This window comes from Mycobacterium sp. HM-7, from assembly GCF_053852335.1.
Genome location: NZ_CM132657.1, coordinates 5,406,058 through 5,428,069, shown reverse-complemented (window position 1 = coordinate 5,428,069; position 22,012 = coordinate 5,406,058). Strand labels below are relative to the sequence as shown.

The following is a 22,012-nucleotide window of genomic DNA, read 5'->3' as shown; positions in this document are numbered from 1 at the left end:
TGGGCGGCAATATAGGGCTATGACGACCGACCTGCTCACCGCTCGGGGCGGCACCGGCGAGCCGATTGTGCTGGTGCACGGATTGATGGGCCGCGGGTCGACGTGGGACCGGCAGCTGCCGTGGCTGACCGAACTGGGCGAGGTCTACACCTACGACGCACCCTGGCACCGCGGCCGTGGTGTCCACGATCCCGAGCCGATCAGCACCGAACGGTTCGTGGCCGACCTGGCGGACGCGGTCGGCTCGCTGGGGCGCCCGGTGCGGTTGATCGGTCATTCGATGGGCGGCCTGCACAGTTGGTGTGTGGCTGCCGAACATCCGGAACTGGTCACCGCGCTGGTGGTCGAGGACATGGCGGCAGACTTCGTCGGCTTCACCATCGGTGCGTGGGACCCGTGGACCCATTCGATCCCGGTCGAGTTCGATTCGGCGCAACAGGTTTTGGATCTGTTCGGCCCGATCGCCGGTCAGTACTTCCTGGACGCGTTCGACCGCACCGAGACCGGTTGGCGGCTGCACGGCGAAGCGCAACACTGGGTGGCGATCGCCGCCGAATGGGGCACCCGGGACTACTGGCGGCAATGGGCGGCCGTGCGGGTGCCGACGCTGCTCATCGAGGCCGGCAACGGCGTCGCGCCGCCGGGGCAGATGCGCAAGATGGCCGAGATCGGATACCGGACAACGTATTTGGAAGTCCCGGGGGCCGGTCACCTCGTGCACGACGACGCGCCCGATGTCTACCGCCGCGCGGTCGAGGATTTTCTGCGCTCCGTCTGACTACTCGAATCGGGAGCGTGCCGCGGAGAGGTCGTGTGCGACGCGGTCCAGGTCGCGGGAGTCCCCCACATCGGTCCAATTGAAGTAGCCGAAACCATTGCGCGCACCGGGGTTTCGGGTGACGGCGCTCAGTGCGGCGCCGAGTGCGAATGGGGCGACCATGATCGCGACCATCGCGATCAGAGTCAGGACGGTGTTCATACCGATAATTGTCGAATCGAGGGCAACCGAATAAACAGTGGCAGAACTGACGGCAGTCGATAAAATACAGCCATGATCAACAGTGTCTCGGTCCTGGTGATGGACGGGGTCGCACCATTCGAGTTCGGTGTGGTGTGTGAGGTGTTCGGCATCGACCGGTCCGGAGACGGCGTGCCGAATTTCGATTTCAAGGTGTGCGGGCCGGAGGCCGGGCGACCGGTGCGCACGTCGGTCGGAGCGTCACTGATTCCGGATCACGGGTTCGACCACCTGCTGGGTGTCGACCTGGTGGCGATTCCGGCGGTGGCGGGTCCGGTCTATCCGCAGGCCGCGCTCGACGCCATTCGCAATGCCGCGGATTCCGGTTCGATGATCCTGACCATCTGCTCAGGGGTGTTCGTCGCCGGTGCGGCCGGGCTGCTCGACGGTCGCGCGTGCACGACGCACTGGATGCATGCGGACAAGTTGGCCCGCATGTATCCCACCGCCCGCGTCGATCGTGATGTGCTCTTCGTCGACGACGGAAACCTGATCACCAGTGCGGGGACCGCCGCCGGCATCGATGCCTGCCTGCACCTGGTGCGCCGCGAGATGGGTAGTGAGGTCACGAACAAGATCGCCCGGCGCATGGTGGTGCCGCCGCAGCGCGAGGGCGGGCAGCGGCAGTTCATCGAGCAGCCCATCCCGGTGCGGTGTTCGGAAGGCTTTGCGCCACATCTGGATTGGATCCTGACCAACCTGCGTCAACCGCATACGGTGGCGAGCCTCGCCAAGCGGGCAAGCATGTCGGGACGTACGTTCGCGCGGCGATTCGTCGAGGAGACCGGGCGAACGCCCATGCAGTGGGTCACCGATCAGCGTGTGCTGTACGCCCGCACGCTGTTGGAGGAGACGGATCTCGATGTCGACCGGGTGGCCGACAAGGCCGGATTTGGTACCGCAACCTTGCTGCGGCACCATTTCCGGCGCGTTGTCGGTGTCAATCCGTCCGACTATCGGCGGCGCTTCGCCTGTCCCAATCTGGTTGCGCCGCAACCGGTTGACTAGCCCTGAGGCCTGCACTGGACGTTGACGTACACGGTGTCGAACTGGCCGGAGTTGATGCGCTGGCCCCGGCCGTCGATGTTGGAGCCGGACAGCCCGTGCACATCGGTCACCGAACACGCGGACAGCGGCCCGGAGGTGCTGGTGTTGACCTGGACGTGATAGCCGCGGGACTGCAGCTCGTTGATCGTGTCGACGGCTGAGCCGCCGCCGGTCGGCAGCGCGGAGGCCGTGGCCGGTGCGAGGGTCGCGGCGGCAATTGCGGCGGCAGCGGTTCCTGCGATGACGAGGCCGCGACGACGTGCGTTTACTTTCTGTTCACCTGAAATTCGGTATGCGGTCATGCTTCCGTTCTATCCGAGGATCAGGGCATGTGGTAGCGACTCATGCCGTTCTCATTGGAAAGTGCGGGATTTCATGCCGTTCTCATCGAAACGGTGTTTTAGCGCTCGCCCTCGCCTGCCAGGGCGTATCGGTCGTCGGCGGTCTGCTCGACCAGGCCGTCGACCAATAGCGAGTCCAATGCCCGGTCGCGCTGCGCGGTATCGGTGAGCCACGCCACATCCAGTTGAGCTCGTGTCACCGGAGTTGCGCTGCCGCGCAACACATCCAGCAGCCGGCCACGGACCTGGCGATCGGTACCCGCGTACTTCTGCACGGGGCGGGCCGGCGTGTCCAGCTCCGGATGGCCCGCGCTGCGCCAAGCGCACGCAGCCAGCGGGCAGACTCCGCATTTCGGCGCGCGGGCAGTGCAGACGATCGCCCCAAGCTCCATCAATGCGGCCGAAAATACATGTGCCGTGCCATCTTTGGGAAGGAGCGCGGCGACGTCATCGAGGTCGCGGGTGCGCGCTGGGGTGTCGGCCACGCCGCGAACCGCGCGCGCCACGACCCGGCGCACGTTGGTGTCGACCACGGGGACATCCTGCTGATACGCGAAGCAGGCGACGGCCCGTGCGGTGTAGGCGCCGACGCCGGGCAGTGTCAACAGGGTCTCGACGTCGCGGGGGACCTCGTCGCCGTGCTCGGCGGCGATCACCTCGGCGCATTCGTGCAACCGCTTGGCGCGTCGCGGGTATCCCAATTTGCCCCACGCGCGCAGTACATCCGCGGCGCCGGCCGCGGCGGTCGCGGACGGCGTGGGCCAGCGGGCGATCCAGTCCCGCCAGATCGGTTCGACCCGAGAAACCGGGGTCTGCTGCAACATGAATTCGCTCACCAGAATTTGCCACGCGGTGACATCCGGGGCGCGCCACGGTAGGTCGCGCCGCGCGGTGCGGTACCAGCCGAGGAGCTCGTCGGCCGGGATGAGAATTTGCCCTGAACTCATTGCGCGGCGACTATACGAGCAGGGCACAATGGGCGGCATGCCCAACTCGAACCCGATAAACGCCTGGAAAGCACTCAGAGAGGGTAACGACCGCTTCGTTGCCGGCGAATCTCTGCATCCCAGCCAGAGCATCGAGCGCCGCGCCGAGCTGGCCGGCGGGCAGAAGCCGACGGCCGTGCTGTTCGGTTGCGCCGACAGCCGCGTCGCCGCCGAGATCATCTTCGATCAGGGCCTCGGCGACATGTTCGTGGTGCGTACCGCCGGCCACGTCCTCGATTCCTCGGTGATCGGGTCCATCGAGTACGCCGTGGCGATCCTCGAGGTACCGCTGATCGTGGTGCTGGGCCACGACAGCTGCGGTGCGGTGAAGGCGACCATCACCGCGTTGGACGACGGCTCGGTGCCGGGCGGATTTGTGCGGGACATCGTCGAGCGGGTGACACCGTCGATCCTGGTCGGCCGCCGCGAGGGACTCACCGAGGTCGACGAGCTCGAGGCCAAGCACGTCAACGAGACGGTCCGTCTGCTGAGCGAGCGGTCCAACGTGATCGCCGACAAGCTGAAGTCGGGCAAGGTGGCCATCGTCGGCGCGACCTATCACCTGGCCGAGGGCCGGGTCACCAAGCGTGACCACGTCGGAGACATCGGCGAATAGACAGAGGCCCAGTTCACAGACGACACGCCGCACCAGGTCAGAGCCCACCGCGTTTTGTGCCCTTAACGTGACAATGTGCCGGATCTAGAACCGCATGGCCCGCTGCCATCCCAGATCTATTTCCGACGGCGGATGCTGGCCATCGGTGTCGGTGCGGTCGTCCTGCTGCTGGTCGTGATCATCGGGGTCGTCGTCTTCAGCAACAGCACGGGTGACTCCAAACAGACTCAGCCCACCGCGAAGACGTCGACGTCCGCGACGCCACTGCCGGGTGAGACGCCGGGGGTGAAGAGTCCGATCGCGCCGCCCCCCAATGCGGGTCCGGCGCCGACGCCCACCCCGACCACCGCGGTCACCCCGCCGCCGGTGCTGAAGGCGGGCGACGACTGCCCGGACAGCACGCTGGCGGCCAAGGGCATCACCAACCAGCCGACCTACGTGATCGGTGACCAGCCGAAGTTCACCATGGTTGTCACCAACATCGGCCTCGTCGAGTGCAAGCGTGACGTCGGTGCCGCTGTGCTGAGTGCGTATGTCTACTCGCTCGACAACAACCGGCTGTGGTCCAACCTGGACTGCGCGCCGTCGAACGAGACGTTGGTCCGCGCCTTCAAGCCCGGCGAGCAGGTGACCACCGAGGTCACCTGGACCGGCATGGGCTCGGCGCCGAACTGCCCGCTGCCGCGCCAGGCGATCGGCCCCGGCACCTACAACCTCGTCGTCCAGCTGGGCAACCTGCGGTCGGCCCCGGTGCCGTTCGTGCTGTCCGAGGCTCAGCAGCCCGGCCCTGGTGCACCGCCGGCGGGCGAGGCACCACCGCCGGCGCCCGCTGCACCGGCGCCCGGCGAGCCGACGCTGCCCGGCCCCGCCAACTGATCTCAGGCCAGCCGGTCGGCGATCGTCGACTCGGCGAGTAGCGACAAACCCTCACGGATGTGGCGGGCCCACATGGACCCGATGCCTTCCACTGACTGCAGGTCGTCGGCGCTCGCGGCCAGTAGCCCCTGCAGCGAGCCGAACGACCGCACCAACAGGTCGACATGAGCGAACTGCAGACGCGGGATACCCGCCATGGCCCGGTAGCCGCGCGAACTCATCGCTGAATCTTGGGCCTCCGCTGTCGACGGATAGCCGAAAACCCTTGCCAGCGTGGTGAAGTCGAGGAGTTCGTTGTCGCTCAGCGCGTCGAGCTCCTCGAGCGTGGCGGTCACCTGTTCGGCGGCCGGCGGGTCGGGGTTGGCGTGGTAGTCGCGGACGATCAGTTCGCGGGCCGCGTCGTTGTCGCCGACCAGTTCGTCGAGCTGCAGCTTGAGCTGACGTCCGTCGGTGCCGAGCTCGACCACATCGGCATCGATCTCCAGGCTGATCCGGCGGACCATCTCCATGCGCTGTACGACGGTCATGACATCGCGCAGCGTCACGAAGTCCTCGATCTCTGCCATCGACAGCTGCTTGCTGACCTCGTCGAGGCGGAACTTGTAGCGCTCCAGCGTGGCGATGGTCTGATTCGCGCGCGACAGGATGGTCGCCGATTCTGGCACGACGTGGCGCTCGCCGGCCACGTACACGGTCACGATGCTCATCGAGTGGCTGACGGACACCACCGGGAAACCGGTCTGGATGGCCGCCCGCTCGGCGGAGCGGTGCCGGGTACCGGATTCGTCGGTCGGGATCGACGGGTCGGGCACCAGCTGAACATTGGCCCGCAGGATGCGGGTGAGGTCGCTGGAGAGCACGACGGCGCCGTCCATCTTCGACAGCTCCCGCAGCCGGGTCGGGGCGAACCGGACGTCCAGCGGAAAGCCGCCGTCGCAGATGGACTCGACGCTGTCGTCATAGCCCAGCACGATGAGTCCGCCGGTACGGCCGCGCAGGATGCGCTCCAGGCCGTCTCGCAGCGGGGTGCCGGGCGCCAGCTTGCCCAACGTCTCGCGCAGCGTCGGTCGGGCCAGGTGCACGACGTTGCCGCGCCCGGCCCGGGTTCCCGCTTTCACCGACATCGGTGCACTCCTCAGAGGTTTCCGGCCGGGCTCTACCCGGTCCGGTCCACATTCTCTGTGATCTTGCGCAACACCCGCAACGCCGCGGTGATGTTCTCGGCCGGCAACACCCGAAGACCGCGCGGTGGCGACTCGATTCCGGCGGGCACGACGGCCGTGGTGAAGCCGAGTCTGGCGGCCTCGGCGAGCCGGCGGTCCATCCCGGTGACGCGGCGCAGATCGCCCGCCAGGCCCACCTCGCCGATGGCGATCGCGGTGGCCGGCAGCGGCAGGTCCGTGTACGCCGACGCGATGGCCAGCGCGACCGCCAGATCCGAGGACGGGTCGGTCAACCGCATGCCGCCGACCGTCGACAGGTAGATGTCGTTGGTGCCGACGGGCAGGCGTGCCCGCTTCTCGAGCACCGCGGTGATCATGGCAGCCCGGGCCGAGTCGATCCCGCTGACCGCGCGCCGCGGCGATCCGGCCGAGGGTGAGCCGATGAGAGCCTGTACCTCACCGATCAGTGGCCGCTTGCCGTCGAGGCTGACCGTCACGGCGGTGCCCGACACCGGGGCCGGCCGCTGATCGAGGAAGAGCCCCGATGGATCGGCGACGCATTCGATTCCGTTGTCGTGCAACATGAAACAGCCGACCTCGTCGGCGGCGCCGAACCGGTTCTTCACGCCGCGGACCATGCGCAGCGCCGACGCGCGGTCGCCGTCGAAGTGCAGCACCACATCCACCAGGTGCTCCAGTGAACGCGGCCCGGCGATGGCGCCGTCCTTGGTGACATGGCCGACCAGGACCATCGCGATGCCGGTGGTCTTTGCGGCCATCGTCAGCGCGGCGGTGACCGCGCGGACCTGCGTCACGCCGCCGGTGACGCCGTCGGCCTCGGCGGTGGACATGGTCTGGACGGAATCCACGACCACCAACGTGGGCTTGACTGCTTCGATGTGGCCGAGCGCGGTCTGTAGATCGGATTCGGCGGCCAGGTAGACGTCGTCGTGAGTGCATCCGGTGCGCTCGGCACGGAGCCGGATTTGACCGGCCGACTCCTCGCCCGACAGGTAGAGCGCGCGGCGCCCGGACATGGCCCAGCGGTGCGCGACTTCGAGCAGCAGCGTCGACTTGCCGACGCCGGGATCACCGGCCAGCAGCGTCACCGAACCAGGCACCACGCCGCCACCCAGCACGCGGTCCAATTCACTGATGCCGGTGTGGAAGTGCCTGGTGGTGCCCGGATCGATCGAGCTGATCGGCACAGCGGGGGAGGCGGGCGCGACAGCGCGGTGCGTCGCGGGTGTCAGAGTGCTCAGAACCGCGACTTCGTTGACCGTGCCCCAGGTGCCGCAGTCCGGGCAGCGGCCCACCCATTTCGCAGTCGTGTGCTGGCACTCCGAACAACGAAATTGCGAACGTACTTTCGAACCGGTTCTGGCCATGCCGCGACGGTAGTCGTCGGCACCGACAGAATCCGGTAGGCGCCGCGGAAGGGCTTAGTGGTGTCCCTCGCCGCCGCCGGCAGGTGCGGGAGCAGCGGCTTCGCCGCCCTCGCGGCGCGGGGCCTCGCCTGCGGAGATCGGGACCGCGATGGTCTTCTCGCCCGCGTTCTGGAACTTGAACGTGAAGTTGTAGTTGAGGCCGTTGCTGATGGGCTTGGTCAGCGCCACCATGGCGACGGAGGTCGTGGCGTCCTCGGACCGCGGCAGCGTCTGCTTCTGGCCGTCCGGGGTGCCGACCAGCAGCACGCCGCCCGCGGGCACCGTGGTGCCACCGTTGACCAGCACCTCACCGGCGTCAGAGGAGATGCCGATCAGCTTGTCGGGGTTGTCGGGCGACTTGTTGGTCGCGACGAACAGCAGCTCGACCATGGTGCCGGGCTTGACGAAGTCGCGGGTCTGCGGGGCGCGCAGGTATACGTTGCGCAGGTCCACCCCGGCCTTCTCGTTGCCGATGGTGGTGGCGGTGCCGTTGACCGCAGGCAGCTGGTTCGCGCTCTGCGAGACCTGGCCGCTGCTGCAGCCGGTGAGCGTCACCGCGGTGGCCAGCCCGAAGGCGGCCAGCGTGACGGCAGAAGTGCGCGATTTCATGCGGTTCACTCAAGCCTCCTGCTTGGGCGCCAGCGGCGATGCGCGTGACGGCCTCGGGTATGTCCTGCTGTGCTCCCCGGACGGGGTCCGGCGTTCGACTATGCAGAGTAGTAGGTGGCGGTGGACGGCGGTAGCGGAGGCCCGCTATCGGCCTGGTTCGGGCGTCTTTTCGGTCGCGAATGACCGGTGAATGGAACGTGAATCCGGAGGAATTCGGCCGGATTGTGGCCCTCGCCACTGCACGTAAACGCCGCCCTGTCAACCCCTTTCGCGCATCTGCATGGCCCCTGACCTGCATTGTTGATCCGCGGGTGTCTGACGCCCGTGCTAACATTGCTATGTGAAAGGGGCCCGAATCTGATGATTTTCAAGGTCGGAGACACCGTCGTTTACCCACACCACGGTGCAGCATTGATCGAGGCGATTGAAACCCGGACCATCAAAGGCGAGCAGAAAGAATATCTCGTCCTCAAGGTTGCGCAAGGCGATCTGACCGTTCGAGTACCCGCAGAAAACGCTGAGTACGTCGGTGTTCGCGACGTGGTGGGTCAGGAAGGCCTCGACAAGGTGTTCCAGGTGCTGCGTGCCCCGCACACCGAGGAGCCGACCAACTGGTCCCGTCGTTACAAGGCGAACCTGGAGAAGCTGGCCTCCGGTGATGTGAACAAGGTCGCCGAGGTCGTTCGCGACCTGTGGCGTCGCGATCAGGAGCGTGGTCTGTCCGCAGGCGAGAAGCGCATGCTGGCCAAGGCTCGCCAGATCCTGGTCGGTGAGCTGGCTCTGGCCGAGAACACCGATGACGCGAAGGCCGCCACCATCCTGGACGAGGTTCTCGCCGCGGCGTCCTGAGCGCCATCTCCAACGGAGCAGTGAACTTCCGTATCGGTCTCGGTACCGACGTACATCCCATCGAGGCGGGGCGGCCGTGTTGGCTGCTGTGCCTGTCGTTCGACGATGCTGACGGCTGTGCCGGGCATTCCGACGGCGACGTCGCCGCGCACGCACTCTGTGATGCCTTGCTGAGTGCGGCCGGCCTCGGTGACCTGGGCAGTGTTTTCGGCACGGACCGTCCCGAATGGCGCGGCGTCACCGGCACCGACATGCTCAAACATGTCTCCACACTGCTGGCCGCTGCCGGTTTTCGGGTGGGCAATGCCGCCGTCCAGGTGATCGGCAATCGCCCGAAAATCGCGCCCCGCAGGGTTGAGGCTCAGCAGGTGTTGTCGGCGCTGCTGGATGCTCCTGTCTCCGTCTCGGCGACCACCACGGACGGCCTCGGGCTGACCGGGCGGGGCGAGGGTCTGGCCGCTATTGCCACGGCGCTGGTGGTGTCGGTCGATTAGGCCGGTAAGCTGGCCCGTCGTGACCGAACACCGTCTCGAGGGCCTACGGCTCTACGACACCATGACCGGTGCCGTGCGGGATTTCACCCCGGTGCGGCCCGGACACGCATCCATCTACCTGTGCGGCGCAACTGTGCAAGGCCTGCCGCACATCGGCCATGTGCGCAGCGGCGTCGCGTTCGACGTGCTGCGGCGCTGGCTGACGGCCAAGGGCTACGACGTCGCGTTCATCCGGAACGTCACCGATATCGACGACAAGATTCTCAACAAGGCCGCCGAAGCCGGCCGGCCGTGGTGGGAGTGGGCTGCCACCTTCGAGCGCGCATTTACGGCCGCCTACGACGCGCTGGGTGTCCTGCCGCCCTCTGCTGAGCCTCGTGCGACCGGGCACATCACCCAGATGGTCGAGGTCATCGAGAAGCTCATCGAGCGTGGGCATGCCTACGCCGCCAATGGCGACGTCTACTTCGATGTCCTGAGCCTGCCCGACTACGGCAAGCTCTCCGGGCACCGCATCGACGACGTGCACCAGGGCGAGGGACTGGCCACCGGCAAGCGCGACCCGCGCGACTTCACGCTGTGGAAGGGCGCCAAGCCCGGCGAGCCGTCGTGGCCGACGCCGTGGGGCCGCGGCCGGCCCGGCTGGCACACCGAGTGTGTGGCGATGTGCCAGGAGTACCTGGGCTCCGAATTCGACATCCACGCCGGCGGCATGGACCTGATCTTCCCGCACCACGAGAACGAGACCGCCCAGGCGAACGCCTGTGGTGACGAGTTCGCGCGGTTCTGGCTGCACAACGGCTGGGTCACCATGGGCGGCGAGAAGATGAGTAAGTCGCTGGGCAATGTCCTGGCGATTCCTGCTGTGCTGCAACGGGTTCGGGCCGCCGAGCTGCGCTACTACCTGGGCAGTGCGCACTACCGGTCCATGCTGGAGTTCTCCGAGAACTCTCTGCAGGACGCGGCCAAGGCCTATACCGGCATCGAGGAGTTCCTGCATCGGGTCCGCACCCGGGTAGGTGCCGTCGAGGTCGGCACCTGGACCGAGAAGTTCGCGGCCGCACTGGATGACGACCTGGCGGTGCCCGCGGCGCTGGCCGAGGTGCACGCCGCCCGCGCCGACGGCAACCGCGCACTGGACGCCGGCGACCACGCCGGCGCGATGGCCGCGGCGACGTCGATCCGGGCCATGTTGGGCATCTTGGGCTGCGATCCGCTCGATGAGCGCTGGGAAACCCGCGACGAGACATCGGCCGCGCTGAATGCTGTTGACGCCCTGGTGCAGTGGGCGCTCAAGAGCCGCACCGAGGCCCGCGAGAACCGCGACTGGGCCGCCGCCGACGCGATCCGGGACCAGCTGAAGCTGGCCGGCATCGAGGTCACCGATACCGCTGACGGCCCGCAATGGGCCCTGACTGATGGGGCCTGACGATGGCCGGAAACTCCCAGCGCCGCGGCGCGATTCGTAAAGACGGCACCAAGAAGGGCCCGCAGGTCGGCTCCGGTGGCCAACGGCGTCGTGGGTTGGAGGGCAAGGGCGCAACCCCGCGTGCCGACCAGCGCCCGAACCACAAGGCGTACAAGGTCGCGCAGAAGGCTGCCCGATCGAATCAGGGGCGGCACAAGAAGACCGACGACGTCGAGGTCGTGGTCGGCCGCAACCCGGTCGTCGAATGCCTGCGGGCGGGCGTGCCCGCCACCGCGCTCTACGTGGTGCTGGGTACGGAAGCCGATGAGCGGCTGACCGAATCGGTGACGCGCGCCGCCGATGCCGGCATCGCGATCATGGAGGTGCAGCGTCACGACCTGGACCGCATCACCAGCAACGGCATGCATCAGGGCATCGCGCTGCAGGTGCCGCCCTATCAGTACATGTACCCGGACGACCTGTTGAAGGCCGCGACCAGCGACTCCACTCCTGCGCTGTTGGTCGCGCTCGACAACATCTCGGACCCGCGCAACCTGGGTGCCATCGTGCGCTCGGTCGCGGCGTTCGGTGGACACGGAGTGGTGATCCCGCAGCGTCGCTCGGCGTCGGTCAGCGCGGTGGCCTGGCGCACCAGTGCCGGCGCGGCGGCCCGGCTGCCGGTGTCACGGGCCACGAATCTCAATCGGACACTGAAGGATTGGGCCGACGCCGGACTGACGATCGTCGGGCTGGACGCGGGCGGCGACACCACCTTGGACGAGCTGGACGCGTCCGGACCGATGGTGGTCGTGGTCGGCTCCGAGGGCAAGGGACTGTCGCGGCTGGTCCGCGAGAACTGCGACCACATCGTCTCGATCCCCATGGCCGGACCCACCGAGTCGCTCAACGCATCGGTGGCCGCCGGTGTGGTGCTGGCCGAGATCGCCCGGCAGCGAAGGGACTAACGGTCGGTGCGGGGCCGCGTCAGGGTGAACTTGTCGACGGCCCGTACCTCGCCGAACGGGCCGCTCACGGCGTAGTAGGTGGCGTCCATCGAGGTGTTGCCACCAGGCTGACCAGGGTCGACGTCGAAAGCCACGAAGCCGCAAGGATTGTCGCGATCCCGGAAGACGGACCAGGGCGCAGCTTCCTCGATGTAGTTCGGCGTCTTCCGTCCGGTGCTGGGGTCCACTCCGCCCGCGGACATCAGGACGCGGCAGCGCGGCTCGGGAAACAACATCGTGTTCGACGGAATCGACGTGCCACCGCCGCCGATGACCAGATGCACCGTGCCCTTGCTCGTGTCGATCGAACCGGACTGCGGATCAACCGGATTCGGCGTCAGCGTGTCGGTCGGTAGGGTGCCGCGAAGCGCATGGCTGCGTTCGTAGTGGTGCTCGTGCCCGCAGACCACGAGGTCGACGTTGAAGCGGTCGAACAGGGGCAGCCAGTTCTCACGGATGCCGAGGTCGGCGCCATTGGTCTTGTTGCCCGTGGAGACCGCCGTCTGGTGCATGCACACCACCACCCAGTCGATGTCCTTGTTGCTGCGGGTGCGTTCGAGTTCTTGTTCGAGCCAACGTTTTTGGGCGCCGCCTGAATAGCCGCGCACGTAGGAGTTACCGCCGTCCTGGTAGCAGATGTCGTCGTTGGCGAGGATGATCACCCGGACCGAGCCGGCGGTGAAGGCGTACCACAGGCCACGGAGCTCGGGGTCGGAGCCGGAGTCCGGCAGGCCGAAGTAGGCCTGGTAGGCGCCGTAGCCGATCGGGCCGTTGCCCAGCTCGTTCTCGTGATTTCCCGGTGCCGGCATCCACGGTCGATGCCGTGCGGAGCGGGTGTTGTTCTCGAACCACTCCGACCAGGTGCGGACCCGGTCGTCGGCGAGGTTGGCGTAGCAGAGATCGCCGTTGACCAGGTGAAACAGCGGGGCCATCCGCTCGACCGCCGTCGTGATGTCACCGGCGGACGGAGACCCGCGATGGTCGTTGCCGAAGGATGCCGCCACCTTGGCGTCCAGCATGGGGGTCGACTGATCGCCGAAGCTGGTGAAGCGGATGGGTGCCCGGCCGCGCGGCGCGGTACGCACTGAGCCCAGCTCGGGACCGGCGCCGTCATGTACGGCGGCGTAGACGTAGTCGGTGTCGGGCGCAAGGCCGGTCAATCGTGCATGGTGGACGCGAATTTCATTGTGTGACAATGCATCGCGATAGGTGACGGTCTCGGCTGCGACAGCGTTGCCCACCCCGTCGTCAGGGGTACCCACCAGGACGCGTGGGTTCTGCACCGCCGCGGCGCTATGCCACGACACCACGACCTCGGTGGCCGCGTCGGTGCCGAACTGGGTGTGCAAACCGGTGACCGGTGGTGCGCCGCTGCGGTCGGCACGCTGCCACAGCATCGGGCCGGTGCGCCTGGTCGTGACGTACCCGGTGGCACCGGCTCCGAGGCCCGCGCCGACGAGAGCCGACGTGCCTCCCACGATCAGCGTTCTGCGGCTCACGTCCACGACAGCCATCCTGCCTACGTTGCGGCCGGTCCGTCAGGCTGCAACGCCGCCGGGCCACAAATCGACGTGCGATGTCCGATTGTTGTTCTCGTCGAGGTAACCGCGCGGATTCAGCGACGTCGGAGTTCGATGACCGGGATGACCCGGTCCGTCTTCTTCTCGTACTCGCCGAAGGTGGGCGCCTGCTCGACGATCTTGGCGTAGGCGTCGTCACGCTCCTCGCGCGGGAGTTCGCGCGCCACGACATCGTAAGCGTCGGTACCGATTTCGATGTGGGCGTCGGGATGCGCCCGCAGGTTGTGGAGCCAGGCCGGGTCGGTGTCCGCGCCCGCATATGACCCGACGATGACCAGCTTGCCGTCGATGTCGAACGCGCCGACGGGGTTCACTCGCGGCTGACCACTCTTGGCACCGGTGGTGTGCAGCAGGAGCAGGGTCATCTGCTCGAACGGGCCACCGACCTTTCCCTAGTTGGCGCGGAATTCGGCGATGATCTGCTCGTTCCAGTTGTCGGCCATGACGTTCAGTCCTTCCGAGCGGAGGGTGCGCTCATCGCAGCCCCAACAGCGAACAGCCCAACCATAATCCCGTCACGGCCAGAATCAGGGTGACCGGCACCGTCACCAGGCCCACGGTGGTGAACTCCCGGGCCCGCGCGGTCAGCTCGCCACGGACCACCTTGCGCCACAGGAGGTTCGACAGCGATCCGGGGTAGGTCAGGTTGGGGCCGATGTTCACCCCGATGAGGACCGCAAGTACTGCGACGGGCCCGGCCGCCGCGACCAGCGGCAGCAGCACCAACACGGCGGGCAGGTTGTTGATCAGATTCGACAGCACCGCCGCGATGGCCGCGATGCCGAGAAGCGCCGGCAGCGTGGTGCCGTGCGGCAGCAGCTGCGACAAAGCGTGCCCCAGGCCCATGTCCAGCACGGCGCTCACCAGTACGCCCAGCGCCAGCACGGCAAGGAGGAACGGGACGTTGGCCGCCCGCACGATGCCCAGTACCGTCTCGTGGCCGCGGACGACGGCCCGCACCGCCAGCACCGCGGCGCCGGCGAACGCCGCCCATGCCGGCGACAAGCCGAGTAGCGATGTCGCACCGAAGCCGATGAGCGTCACGACCACCACGGTCAGGACGAAGTACGGCACCTCCGGCTGCGGTGGGGCCGCCCGCTCGGTCGTGCCGTTCCGTAACTCGCGCCGGAACAACCAGCGCAACAAGGCATATTCGGCCGCGACGGCGAGCAGCCAGGGCAGCGTCATCGCCGCGGTGAATCTGGTGAAGCTCAGGCCCGCGGTCGAAAATGCCAGCAGATTGGTCAGATTCGACACCGGCAACAGCAGCGACGCGGTGTTGGCGAGGTGGGCCGCGGCGTAGCCGTGCGGCCGCGCCGGTACGCCCAGCGTCCGTGCGGTCGACAGGACGACGGGGGTCAGCAGCACCACGGTGGCGTCGAGGCTGAGCACGGCCGTGGTGCCGGCCGCGACCAGGAACACGATGGCCAGCAGCCGTCGCGCCGCCGACTGGCCCGCCCCCCAACTGTGGCGGGCCATGTAGACGCCGGCGGCGTGGAACAGGCCTTCGTCGTCGCAGAGTTTGGCCAGTACGAGGACGGCGGCCAGAAACCCGACGACAGGCAGCAGTCGGCCGACCTCCTGTAGCGCGGTGTTCACAGCCAAGGGTCGGCGCGTTGCCAGACGGTCGGAAGGTGCAGCGGCACGCCGTCGTCGGCCGCCAGCCGGGTCAGCACCCGCATCGAGACGTCGAGGTCGTCGCCGGCGTAGGGCAGGGCACGTAGCGGCTCGTGCAGGGGCCGGAAGAAGTCGTCCCAGTGGGTCAGCACCACCCGGCGTGCGCCGACGGTCCGAACAGTCTCGGTCCAGTAGTCGACGAGATACTTCTCGGGCTGCAGACCGAGCTGCCCGATGCCGAGGTACACGACCTCGGCGCGTTGCCCGGCGAGAGCGCCCGGCACGAAACCCGCACTGCCGACGGCGAGCAGGCTGCGGCCACTACTGCGGTGATGGATGTGCGTGGACCAGGCCTCGCCGCACTTGTAGGCAGACGCCCGCACCGGCGGCACGACCGGTGCGGTGATGGTGCCGGGGAATCGGTCCGGCGGGCAGTGGTGTCCGGTGAAGAGCGTTACGTCGAAGGCGCCCAACGGGTTCGGCTCGCCGGGGGTCGCTATCGTCAACTGCGAATCGGGAAGCCCGCCGCCGCGGCCGATGAGGGCGGCCGACGTGCCGCCGACGAGTTTCGCTCCGGTCCGCGCGGCGACTGCCGCCGAGTCCATGGCGTGGTCGAAGTGGGTGTGGACCGGCAGTACCGCGTCGAGCCGGTCGATGCCGAGGCGGTGCAGGCAGCCGTCAATACGCGGTAGTGCGGGGCTCAGCCTGCCCAGCCCGACCGCCAAGAGGCTCGGCCGCGAGAAGAAGCCGTCGGTCAGGAGCGCCGACGAACCGTCGGAAACCAGCATGGTGGTGACGCCGGCCCAGGTGACGATCAGCGGCGAGTCGGGCCCGGCCGCCGGCTGGTCGAAGTAGCGGGTGTACGAGGCCAGGTCGGGTCGGCCGGGTTTCAGTCGCATCAGCAGAAGGCCTCGATCTTCACGTTGTCGGTGGTCAGGCGGTCCCGGACGGCGCGGGCGATGTCGACGGCGCCGGGCGAATCGCCGTGTACGCAAATCGATTTCACGGTGATCTTGATGGTGGAGCCGTCGACGGCGCCGACGCGGCCCGTCGTCACCATGGCGGCCACCCGGTCGGCGATGGCCGAAACGTTGTGCAGCACGGCATTACGCTGTGTGCGCGGGACCAGCTGCCCGTCGGGGCGATAGGAGCGGTCGGCGAAAGCTTCGGGGACGGTGCGTAGTCCGAGCTCGTCGGCGGCGGCGAAGAACGCCGAACCGGTCAGGCCCAGTACCGGCAGTGCGGGGTCCACGGCATGCACAGCGGCCGCTACCGCGCGTGCCTGCGCCTGGTCGGTGACGATGGTGTTGTACAGGGCGCCATGGGGTTTGACGTAGCTCACCGTCGACCCCGCCGCCTGCGCGAGCGCCTGCAACGCGCCGATCTGGTAGATGACATCGGCGGCGAGGTCCTCTGGGCTGACGTCGAGGTACCTGCGACCGAAGCCGGCCAGGTCCTGGTAACCCACCTGTGCGCCGATCCGCACGCCGCGTTCGGCAGCGGCCCGGCAGACGCGCAGCAGCCCGGCCGGGTCGCCGGCGTGGAAGCCGCAGGCGATGTTGGCGCTGGTGACCAGATCGAGCATCGCGTCGTCGTCACCGAGGCGCCACACCCCGAAGCTTTCGCCCAGATCGGCATTGAGGTCCACCGCAGCCATGCCCGCCAGCCTAGGCTTCGAGGATGGCTACCCGTGACGACGTCCTGATCACCGCCTTCGGACTGGCCCAGCTGATCGCCGCCGGCGACGTGACGCTGCTCGACGTGCGCTGGCAGCTGGCCAAGCCCGACGGCCGCGACGACTACCTGGCCGGGCACATTCCCGACGCGGTGTACGTCTCGCTGGAGGACGAGCTGTCCGACCACACCGTCACCGGTCGGGGCCGGCATCCGCTGCCGTCAGGGACGGCGCTGCAGACCGCCGCCCGGCGTTGGGGAGTCAAGGACGGCGTCCCGACCGTCATCTACGACGACTGGAACCGCGCCGGCTCGGCGCGTGCCTGGTGGGTGCTGCGGGCCGCGGGCATCGAGAACGTCCGCATTCTGGACGGCGGCCTGGCCGCGTGGACCACCTCGGGCGGCCCGCTGGACCGCGGCGACGTCGAACCCGAGCCGGGCGACGTGACCGTCACCCACGACGACCTCTACGCGGGTGCCATGCCGACGCTGACGGCCGACGAGGCCGCCGCGCTCGGCCCGCGGCTCGGCGACGTCCGGGCGCCGGAACGGTTCCGCGGCGACGTCGAGCCCATCGATCCCGTCGCCGGGCACATCCCGGGTGCGATCAACCTGCCGAGCGTGCTCGCCGCCGACGGCACGCTGCGCACCGACGGCGCGGACGTGGATGGCGTCTACTGCGGGTCCGGGGTCACCGCGGCGGTGGCGGTGGCCGCGCTGGCGGCCGCGGGTCGCGACGTGGCGCTGTTTCCCGGTTCGTGGTCGCAGTGGAGCAACGAGGCCGGGCGTTTGGTGGCTACCGGCGACTGAGCCTGCCGGCGCCCCAGCACAGCAGGTAGATGCCGAACGAGATCGATGTGACGAACACCGACACCGGCACACCCGGGGCCAGGGACAGCACGATGCCGCCCACCGCGGCGATCTCGGCGAACACCACCGACGCCACCATCGTGGTGACGGGGGAGCTGAACACCCGGCCCGCCGCGGCGGCGGGGGTGATCAGCAGCGACATCACCAGCAGCGCCCCGACGATCTGCACGCCCTGCGCGGCCGCGACGCCGACGAGCGCGGCGAACACGATGCCCAGCGCCCGCACCGGAACCCCACGGGCCGCAGCCACTTCCGGGTCGGCGGTCGCGAACAGCAGCGGCCGGTAACAGGCCGCCAGGATCGCGAGCACCAGCACCGTCACGACCGCCAGCAGCGTCAGACCCGAGTAGCCGACGCCGACGATCTGTCCGGTGAGCAACGCGAAACTGGTGCCGGTGCGGCCGGGGTAGAGATGGATGAACAGCACGGCCAGACCCAGGCCGAAGGCCAGCACGACGCCGATGGCCGAGTCCCGTTCGCGCGATCGCTGCCCCAGGATGCCGAAAAGGATTGCCGCCAGGGCACTTCCGACGAGGGCGCCGAGGCCGACGTTGAGCCCGGTCAACAGGGCGAAGGCAGCACCGGTGAGGGAGAGCTCGCTGGAGCCGTGCACGGCGAACGACATCTGCCGCATCACGATGAACGGCCCGATCAGGCCACCGAGCAGGGCCAGCAGCGCTGCCGCGAGCACGGCCTGCTGGACGAAATCGCGGCCGAGCAGGTCTGCGGTCAGTGCCGGGTTGAAGAAGTTATTCACAGCAGTGCCCGCTCGCGTGCTCGGAGTTGTCCACGCCGGCACCGTCCTGGCCGACAACGACGTACTGACCGCCGATCCGGGCGACCTGGATGTCGGCGCGGTACAGCGCGGACAGCGTCTCTGATGTCATGACCTCCTCGACGGTGCCGATCCGGAAGCGGCCGTCGACGAGGTACAGCACGCGGTCGACGTACGGCAGCACGGGATTGACCTCGTGGGTGACGAACAGCACGGCTGTCCCGGCGTCCTTGCGGCGCTGGTCGATGAGGCCCGACACCAGTTTGGCGTTGGCCGGGTCGAGGTTGAGCAGCGGTTCGTCACACAGCAGCAACGCGGGATCGGACGCCAGGGCCTGCGCGATGCGGACCCGCTGCAGCTCGCCGCCGGACATCACCGACACCGGGACGTCGGCCAGCCGGGCACCGTCCACCTGGTTCAGGGCCTGTGTCACCAGGGCGCGACGCTGCGCGCGCTTGCGCGGACCGGCGAAACCCCACTGGTGGCCATCGCAGCCGAGGCCGACCAGATCGCGGCCGCGCAGCGTCAGTCCGGTGTCGAGTGAGCGGTGCTGCGGCACGTAGCCGATGGTGCCGGTCGTGGTCATCCGGCCCGCCGTCAGCAGCTGTTGGCGCAGCAGCACCTTGAGCAGAGAGGTCTTGCCGGTGCCGTTCGGGCCGAGCACCGCGATGAACTCGCCGCGGCGCACCGTCAGATCCAACCGGTCCCACAGCACGCGGTCGCCGAACGACAACCGCGCGCCGGTCAGTTCGGCGACCGCCGTGGTCGGTGAGGGATCTGAGGGCACAGTCGTCGATTATCGCGTCGGGGCAGGCGCGGTATCCAACTGGTGTGCCAGTGCCTCGGCGGTCTGCTGCTGCCACGTCAGGAAATCCTGCCCCGCGGGCAGCGTCTCGGTCACCTCGAGGATGGGCAGGGCGGCCTTGCGGGCGGCGTCCTGCAGCTGCTTGGTGACGGCGGTCTCGGTCTGCTTGTTGACCACCAGCGCGTCGACCTTGTGACCGTTGATCAGGTCGAGCACCGCGGCGACGTCGGCCGGGGCGGGGTCGTGGCCTTCTTCGGCGGCGGCGGCGAAACCGTGCGGCGTGCTGTCGACGACGCCCGCGGCGGCCAGCAGGTAGTGCGCGACGGGTTCGGTGGAGACCACCGCGGCGCCGGGGTGCTTCTGTCCGATGGCGTGCTCGGTCGCGGCGATCGCGTCGGTCTTCTTGCCGAAGTCCGCGGCGTTGGCGCGGTAGGCGTCGGCGTGCGCGGGATCGGAGGAGGCCAGGTCGTCGGCGATCTTGACGGCGACGGCCTTGGCCACCGCCATGTTGTAGAAGACATGCTCGTTCGCCTCACCGGGCGCGTTGTGCGGCAGCAGCGAGTAGGCGTCCACGGTGGTGACGTTCTTGTGGTTCTTCAACACGTCGTCGGCCCAGTGGTCGTAGCCGCCGCCGTTGATGACGACGAGGGCGGCGTCGGCGATCGCCGCGGCGTCGGCCGGGGTGGCTTCGTAGGAGTGCGGGTCGTCGACGTCGCTGGTGAGGAGGGACTTGACGTCGGCGTGCCCGCCGGCCACCGCGGTGGCGACGCTGCCCCAGACGTTCGTGGTGGTGACGACCTTGGCGGCGCCGTTGGCGTGGCCGGCGTCGTCGTGCGACCCGCAAGCGGCCAACCCGGTGACCGAGGCCAGCGCGGTGAGGGCGGACAGTGCGATGAGCCTGGTCCGGGTCATGAGTGCTCCTGCGGGTTAGTGTTAATGAAAACCGTTTGCAATAAATCTAGTGCACCGTTGCCGTGCAGCGCGAATCGGATGCGCTAGCGTCACAAATATGCCGAGGAGTCCCAACCCGAGGCGTCGGGCCACGCTGGCCTCGCTCGCTGCCGAGTTGAAGGTCTCGCGGACCACGATCTCGAACGCCTACAACCGGCCGGATCAGCTCTCGCCGGAGTTGCGTGAGCGGGTGCTCGCGGCGGCCAAGGAGATGGGTTACCCCGGCCCCGACCCGGTGGCACGTTCCCTGCGCACCCGCAAGGCCGGCGCCTTCGGGCTCATCATCACCGAGTCGCTCAACTATTCATTCCGGGACCCGGCGGCCCTGGATTTCGTTGCCGGACTTGCCGAATCGTGCGAAGAGGCCGGGCAGGGCCTGCTGCTGGTGGCGGCCGGGCCGAACCGGTCGGTCGAGGACGGCACCGCGGCGGTGCTGTCCGCCGGGGTCGACGGGTTCGTGGTCTACGCGGCCTCGGACGACGATCCGTATCTGCCGGTAGTGCAGCAGCGGGGCGTGCCGATCGTCGTCGTCGACCAGCCCAAGGATGTCCAGGGCGCCTCCCGGGTGTGCATCGACGACCGGGCGGCCATGCGCGAGATCGCGGAATATGTTGTCGGCCTTGGTCATCGGGAGATCGGTCTGCTGACCATGCGGCTCGGTCGGCACTGGCCGCACGGCGACGCGCAGTCGGCAGTCGCGGACCCGGATCGGCTCGCCTCGCAGCATTTTCACGCGCAGTGCGAGCGCATTCTCGGGGTACGTGACGCGATGGCGGGCGCCGGTCTGAATCCCGATGCGCTGACGGTGGTGGAGACGTTCGAGCACCTGCCGAGTTCGGGTGGGGCGGCGGCCGCTGTTGCGCTGCAAGCGAATCCACGTATCACCGCGCTGATGTGCACCGCTGACGTGTTGGCCCTTTCCGCCATGGACCACCTGCGCTCGCGTGGTATCTACGTGCCGGGCCAGATGACCGTGACCGGATTCGACGGCGTCCCCGAGGCGCTCGCGCGCGGGCTGACCACCGTGGCCCAGCCGAGTCTGGAGAAGGGCCGGCGGGCAGGGTACCTGCTGAACAATCCACCGCGGTCCGGGATCCCGGTGATCGAGGTGCTCGACACCGAGCTGGTGCGCGGCCGTACTTCGGGTCCGCCCGCCTAGCTGCTGCGGCGGGCGGCAAGGTACGCGAGCGCGTCCGCGACGTCCTCGGGGGAGTCGACGCGGTACCGCGCGGCCGACGGACCGGTACCGACCTTCACCCCGACGTCACCGTCGCGCAGACGCGCGAAGGCTTTTTCGTCGGTGACGTCGTCGCCCAGGTACACGACGGCGGTCGCGTCGTCGCGCTCCCGCAGCACGTCGATGGCCGAGCCCTTGTTGGTGGTGATCACCGCGAACTCCAGCACCGCCTTGCCTTCGGTGGTTTCGGCGGGCCAGGACTCACCGGCCGTCCGCGCGGCGGCCAGTGCCGCCTCACCGTCGCCGGCCGAGGCGTTGCGTACGTGCAGGGCCACGCTGGCGGGTTTTGTCTCGACCGCGACGCCGGGGTACCGGCTTGCGATCTCGGTGAGCGAATCCACGATCTGGGTCAGCAGTGCACGGTCGACGGTCTGGGTGAACCCGGTGTCGAACTCGGCGCCGTGGCTGCCCACCAGATGCACCGACTCGGGCATGCCGGACAGTTCACGAAGGACCCCCAGCGCGCGGCCGGACACCAACGCCACCGAGGTGTGTGGCAGCGCCGCGAGCTCGAGCAGGGCGGCGGCACCGGCGGGCAGGGCCCGGGCGTCGCCGGGATTGTTCACGATCGGCGACAGCGTGCCGTCGAAATCCGAAGTGACGAGCAGTCGGGGGGTCGCGGCGACGGTGTCGAGCGCCGCGATCAGATCAGCCGGGAGCACCGG

Annotated in this window: 24 protein-coding genes and 1 pseudogene; 10 read left to right on the top strand and 15 right to left on the bottom strand. The window is 68.4% G+C overall.

Going from position 1 to position 22,012, the window contains the following annotated elements; genetic code table 11:
- Positions 1-19: 19 nt before the first annotated feature.
- Positions 20-778, top strand: coding sequence for an alpha/beta fold hydrolase (locus tag ACWW1C_RS26260; RefSeq protein ID WP_455980987.1), 759 nt, complete (start codon positions 20-22; stop codon positions 776-778).
- On the opposite strand, the gene ACWW1C_RS26255 is transcribed toward ACWW1C_RS26260, so the two are convergent.
- Positions 779-979: a hypothetical protein gene (locus ACWW1C_RS26255; RefSeq protein ID WP_455980986.1), complete on the bottom strand. Its 201-nt coding sequence runs from the start codon at positions 977-979 to the stop codon at positions 779-781.
- 72 nt (positions 980-1,051) lie between these two features.
- Here ACWW1C_RS26255 and ACWW1C_RS26250 point away from each other — a divergent pair, with 72 nt between their 5' ends.
- Entirely contained in the window at positions 1,052-2,026 is a 975-nt protein-coding gene (locus ACWW1C_RS26250; protein WP_455980985.1) for a helix-turn-helix domain-containing protein, read from the top strand.
- Here the strand turns inward: ACWW1C_RS26250 and ACWW1C_RS26245 are convergent.
- Together ACWW1C_RS26245 and ACWW1C_RS26240 are read right to left on the bottom strand one after the other, a co-directional pair.
- A complete protein-coding gene (locus ACWW1C_RS26245; protein WP_455980984.1) occupies positions 2,023-2,367 on the bottom strand; it encodes a hypothetical protein in 345 nt (114 codons plus the stop codon). The genes ACWW1C_RS26250 and ACWW1C_RS26245 overlap by 4 nt on opposite strands.
- Before the next feature lie 98 nt (positions 2,368-2,465).
- The gene (locus ACWW1C_RS26240) at positions 2,466-3,353 is read right to left on the bottom strand and encodes an A/G-specific adenine glycosylase (protein ID WP_455980983.1); all 888 of its coding nucleotides are present in this window, start codon (positions 3,351-3,353) and stop codon (positions 2,466-2,468) included.
- 37 nt (positions 3,354-3,390) lie between these two features.
- Here ACWW1C_RS26240 and ACWW1C_RS26235 point away from each other — a divergent pair, with 37 nt between their 5' ends.
- Both ACWW1C_RS26235 and ACWW1C_RS26230 read left to right on the top strand, forming a co-directional pair.
- The gene (locus ACWW1C_RS26235; protein ID WP_455980982.1) at positions 3,391-4,008 is read left to right on the top strand and encodes a carbonic anhydrase; all 618 of its coding nucleotides are present in this window, start codon (positions 3,391-3,393) and stop codon (positions 4,006-4,008) included.
- 75 nt (positions 4,009-4,083) lie between these two features.
- A complete protein-coding gene (locus ACWW1C_RS26230; RefSeq protein WP_455980981.1) occupies positions 4,084-4,884 on the top strand; it encodes a hypothetical protein in 801 nt (266 codons plus the stop codon).
- A gap of 2 nt (positions 4,885-4,886) precedes the next feature.
- Here ACWW1C_RS26230 and disA read toward each other — a convergent pair whose 3' ends face one another.
- The 3 genes from disA to ACWW1C_RS26215 form a co-directional block, all read right to left on the bottom strand.
- Positions 4,887-5,966 carry a DNA integrity scanning diadenylate cyclase DisA gene (gene disA / locus ACWW1C_RS26225; RefSeq protein WP_455984445.1) on the bottom strand — a complete coding sequence of 360 codons (1,080 nt, stop codon included), beginning with the start codon at positions 5,964-5,966 and terminating at the stop codon, positions 4,887-4,889.
- Positions 5,967-6,040: 74 nt separating this feature from the next.
- On the bottom strand, positions 6,041-7,435 hold the full coding sequence (radA, locus tag ACWW1C_RS26220; RefSeq protein ID WP_455980980.1) for a DNA repair protein RadA: 1,395 nt from the start codon (positions 7,433-7,435) through the stop codon (positions 6,041-6,043).
- Between the two features lie 54 nt (positions 7,436-7,489).
- Entirely contained in the window at positions 7,490-8,083 is a 594-nt protein-coding gene (locus tag ACWW1C_RS26215) for a hypothetical protein (protein ID WP_455980979.1), read from the bottom strand.
- Between the two features lie 360 nt (positions 8,084-8,443).
- Here ACWW1C_RS26215 and carD point away from each other — a divergent pair, with 360 nt between their 5' ends.
- From carD to rlmB, 4 genes are all read left to right on the top strand, one after another.
- On the top strand, positions 8,444-8,932 hold the full coding sequence (gene carD / locus ACWW1C_RS26210; protein WP_020100886.1) for an RNA polymerase-binding transcription factor CarD: 489 nt from the start codon (positions 8,444-8,446) through the stop codon (positions 8,930-8,932).
- A gap of 20 nt (positions 8,933-8,952) precedes the next feature.
- Positions 8,953-9,426, top strand: coding sequence for a 2-C-methyl-D-erythritol 2,4-cyclodiphosphate synthase (gene ispF, locus ACWW1C_RS26205; RefSeq protein WP_455980978.1), 474 nt, complete (start codon positions 8,953-8,955; stop codon positions 9,424-9,426).
- Positions 9,427-9,487: 61 nt separating this feature from the next.
- Positions 9,488-10,855 (top strand): cysteine--tRNA ligase, encoded by a 1,368-nt coding sequence (cysS, locus tag ACWW1C_RS26200; RefSeq protein WP_455984444.1) that lies wholly within the window; start codon positions 9,488-9,490, stop codon positions 10,853-10,855.
- A gap of 2 nt (positions 10,856-10,857) precedes the next feature.
- On the top strand, positions 10,858-11,799 hold the full coding sequence (gene rlmB, locus ACWW1C_RS26195; protein WP_455980977.1) for a 23S rRNA (guanosine(2251)-2'-O)-methyltransferase RlmB: 942 nt from the start codon (positions 10,858-10,860) through the stop codon (positions 11,797-11,799).
- On the opposite strand, the gene ACWW1C_RS26190 is transcribed toward rlmB, so the two are convergent.
- The 5 genes and pseudogenes from ACWW1C_RS26190 to ACWW1C_RS26170 form a co-directional block, all read right to left on the bottom strand.
- Positions 11,796-13,352, bottom strand: coding sequence for a purple acid phosphatase family protein (locus ACWW1C_RS26190; RefSeq protein WP_455980976.1), 1,557 nt, complete (start codon positions 13,350-13,352; stop codon positions 11,796-11,798). The genes rlmB and ACWW1C_RS26190 overlap by 4 nt on opposite strands.
- A 101-nt stretch (positions 13,353-13,453) precedes the next feature.
- Positions 13,454-13,861, bottom strand: a pseudogene (locus ACWW1C_RS26185) (nitroreductase family deazaflavin-dependent oxidoreductase).
- A 31-nt stretch (positions 13,862-13,892) separates the two neighbouring features.
- On the bottom strand, positions 13,893-15,041 hold the full coding sequence (locus ACWW1C_RS26180) for an SLC13 family permease (protein WP_455984443.1): 1,149 nt from the start codon (positions 15,039-15,041) through the stop codon (positions 13,893-13,895).
- Entirely contained in the window at positions 15,014-15,934 is a 921-nt protein-coding gene (locus ACWW1C_RS26175; protein ID WP_455980975.1) for an MBL fold metallo-hydrolase, read from the bottom strand. The genes ACWW1C_RS26180 and ACWW1C_RS26175 overlap by 28 nt, the downstream gene beginning before the upstream one ends.
- On the bottom strand, positions 15,934-16,692 hold the full coding sequence (locus ACWW1C_RS26170) for a LamB/YcsF family protein (protein ID WP_455980974.1): 759 nt from the start codon (positions 16,690-16,692) through the stop codon (positions 15,934-15,936). The genes ACWW1C_RS26175 and ACWW1C_RS26170 overlap by 1 nt, the downstream gene beginning before the upstream one ends.
- 23 nt (positions 16,693-16,715) lie before the next feature.
- On the opposite strand from ACWW1C_RS26170, the gene ACWW1C_RS26165 reads away from it, so the two are divergent.
- Complete coding sequence (locus ACWW1C_RS26165; protein WP_455980973.1) at positions 16,716-17,519, top strand: sulfurtransferase; 804 nt, start codon at positions 16,716-16,718, stop codon at positions 17,517-17,519.
- On the opposite strand, the gene ACWW1C_RS26160 is transcribed toward ACWW1C_RS26165, so the two are convergent.
- Genes ACWW1C_RS26160 through ACWW1C_RS26150 form a run of 3 tightly spaced genes read right to left on the bottom strand, consistent with a single transcriptional unit; the run spans position 17,506 to position 20,071 of the window.
- A complete protein-coding gene (locus ACWW1C_RS26160) occupies positions 17,506-18,336 on the bottom strand; it encodes a metal ABC transporter permease (RefSeq protein WP_455980972.1) in 831 nt (276 codons plus the stop codon). The genes ACWW1C_RS26165 and ACWW1C_RS26160 overlap by 14 nt on opposite strands.
- On the bottom strand, positions 18,329-19,141 hold the full coding sequence (locus ACWW1C_RS26155) for a metal ABC transporter ATP-binding protein (protein ID WP_455980971.1): 813 nt from the start codon (positions 19,139-19,141) through the stop codon (positions 18,329-18,331). Before ACWW1C_RS26155 ends, ACWW1C_RS26160 begins: the two co-directional genes overlap by 8 nt.
- Before the next feature lie 9 nt (positions 19,142-19,150).
- Positions 19,151-20,071, bottom strand: a complete 921-nt coding sequence (locus tag ACWW1C_RS26150) for a metal ABC transporter solute-binding protein, Zn/Mn family (protein ID WP_455980970.1) — start codon at positions 20,069-20,071, stop codon at positions 19,151-19,153.
- 97 nt (positions 20,072-20,168) lie between these two features.
- On the opposite strand from ACWW1C_RS26150, the gene ACWW1C_RS26145 reads away from it, so the two are divergent.
- A complete protein-coding gene (locus tag ACWW1C_RS26145) occupies positions 20,169-21,269 on the top strand; it encodes a LacI family DNA-binding transcriptional regulator (RefSeq protein WP_455980969.1) in 1,101 nt (366 codons plus the stop codon).
- Here ACWW1C_RS26145 and otsB read toward each other — a convergent pair.
- Positions 21,266-22,009 (bottom strand): trehalose-phosphatase, encoded by a 744-nt coding sequence (gene otsB, locus ACWW1C_RS26140; protein WP_455980968.1) that lies wholly within the window; start codon positions 22,007-22,009, stop codon positions 21,266-21,268. The genes ACWW1C_RS26145 and otsB overlap by 4 nt on opposite strands.
- Positions 22,010-22,012 lie beyond the last annotated feature (3 nt).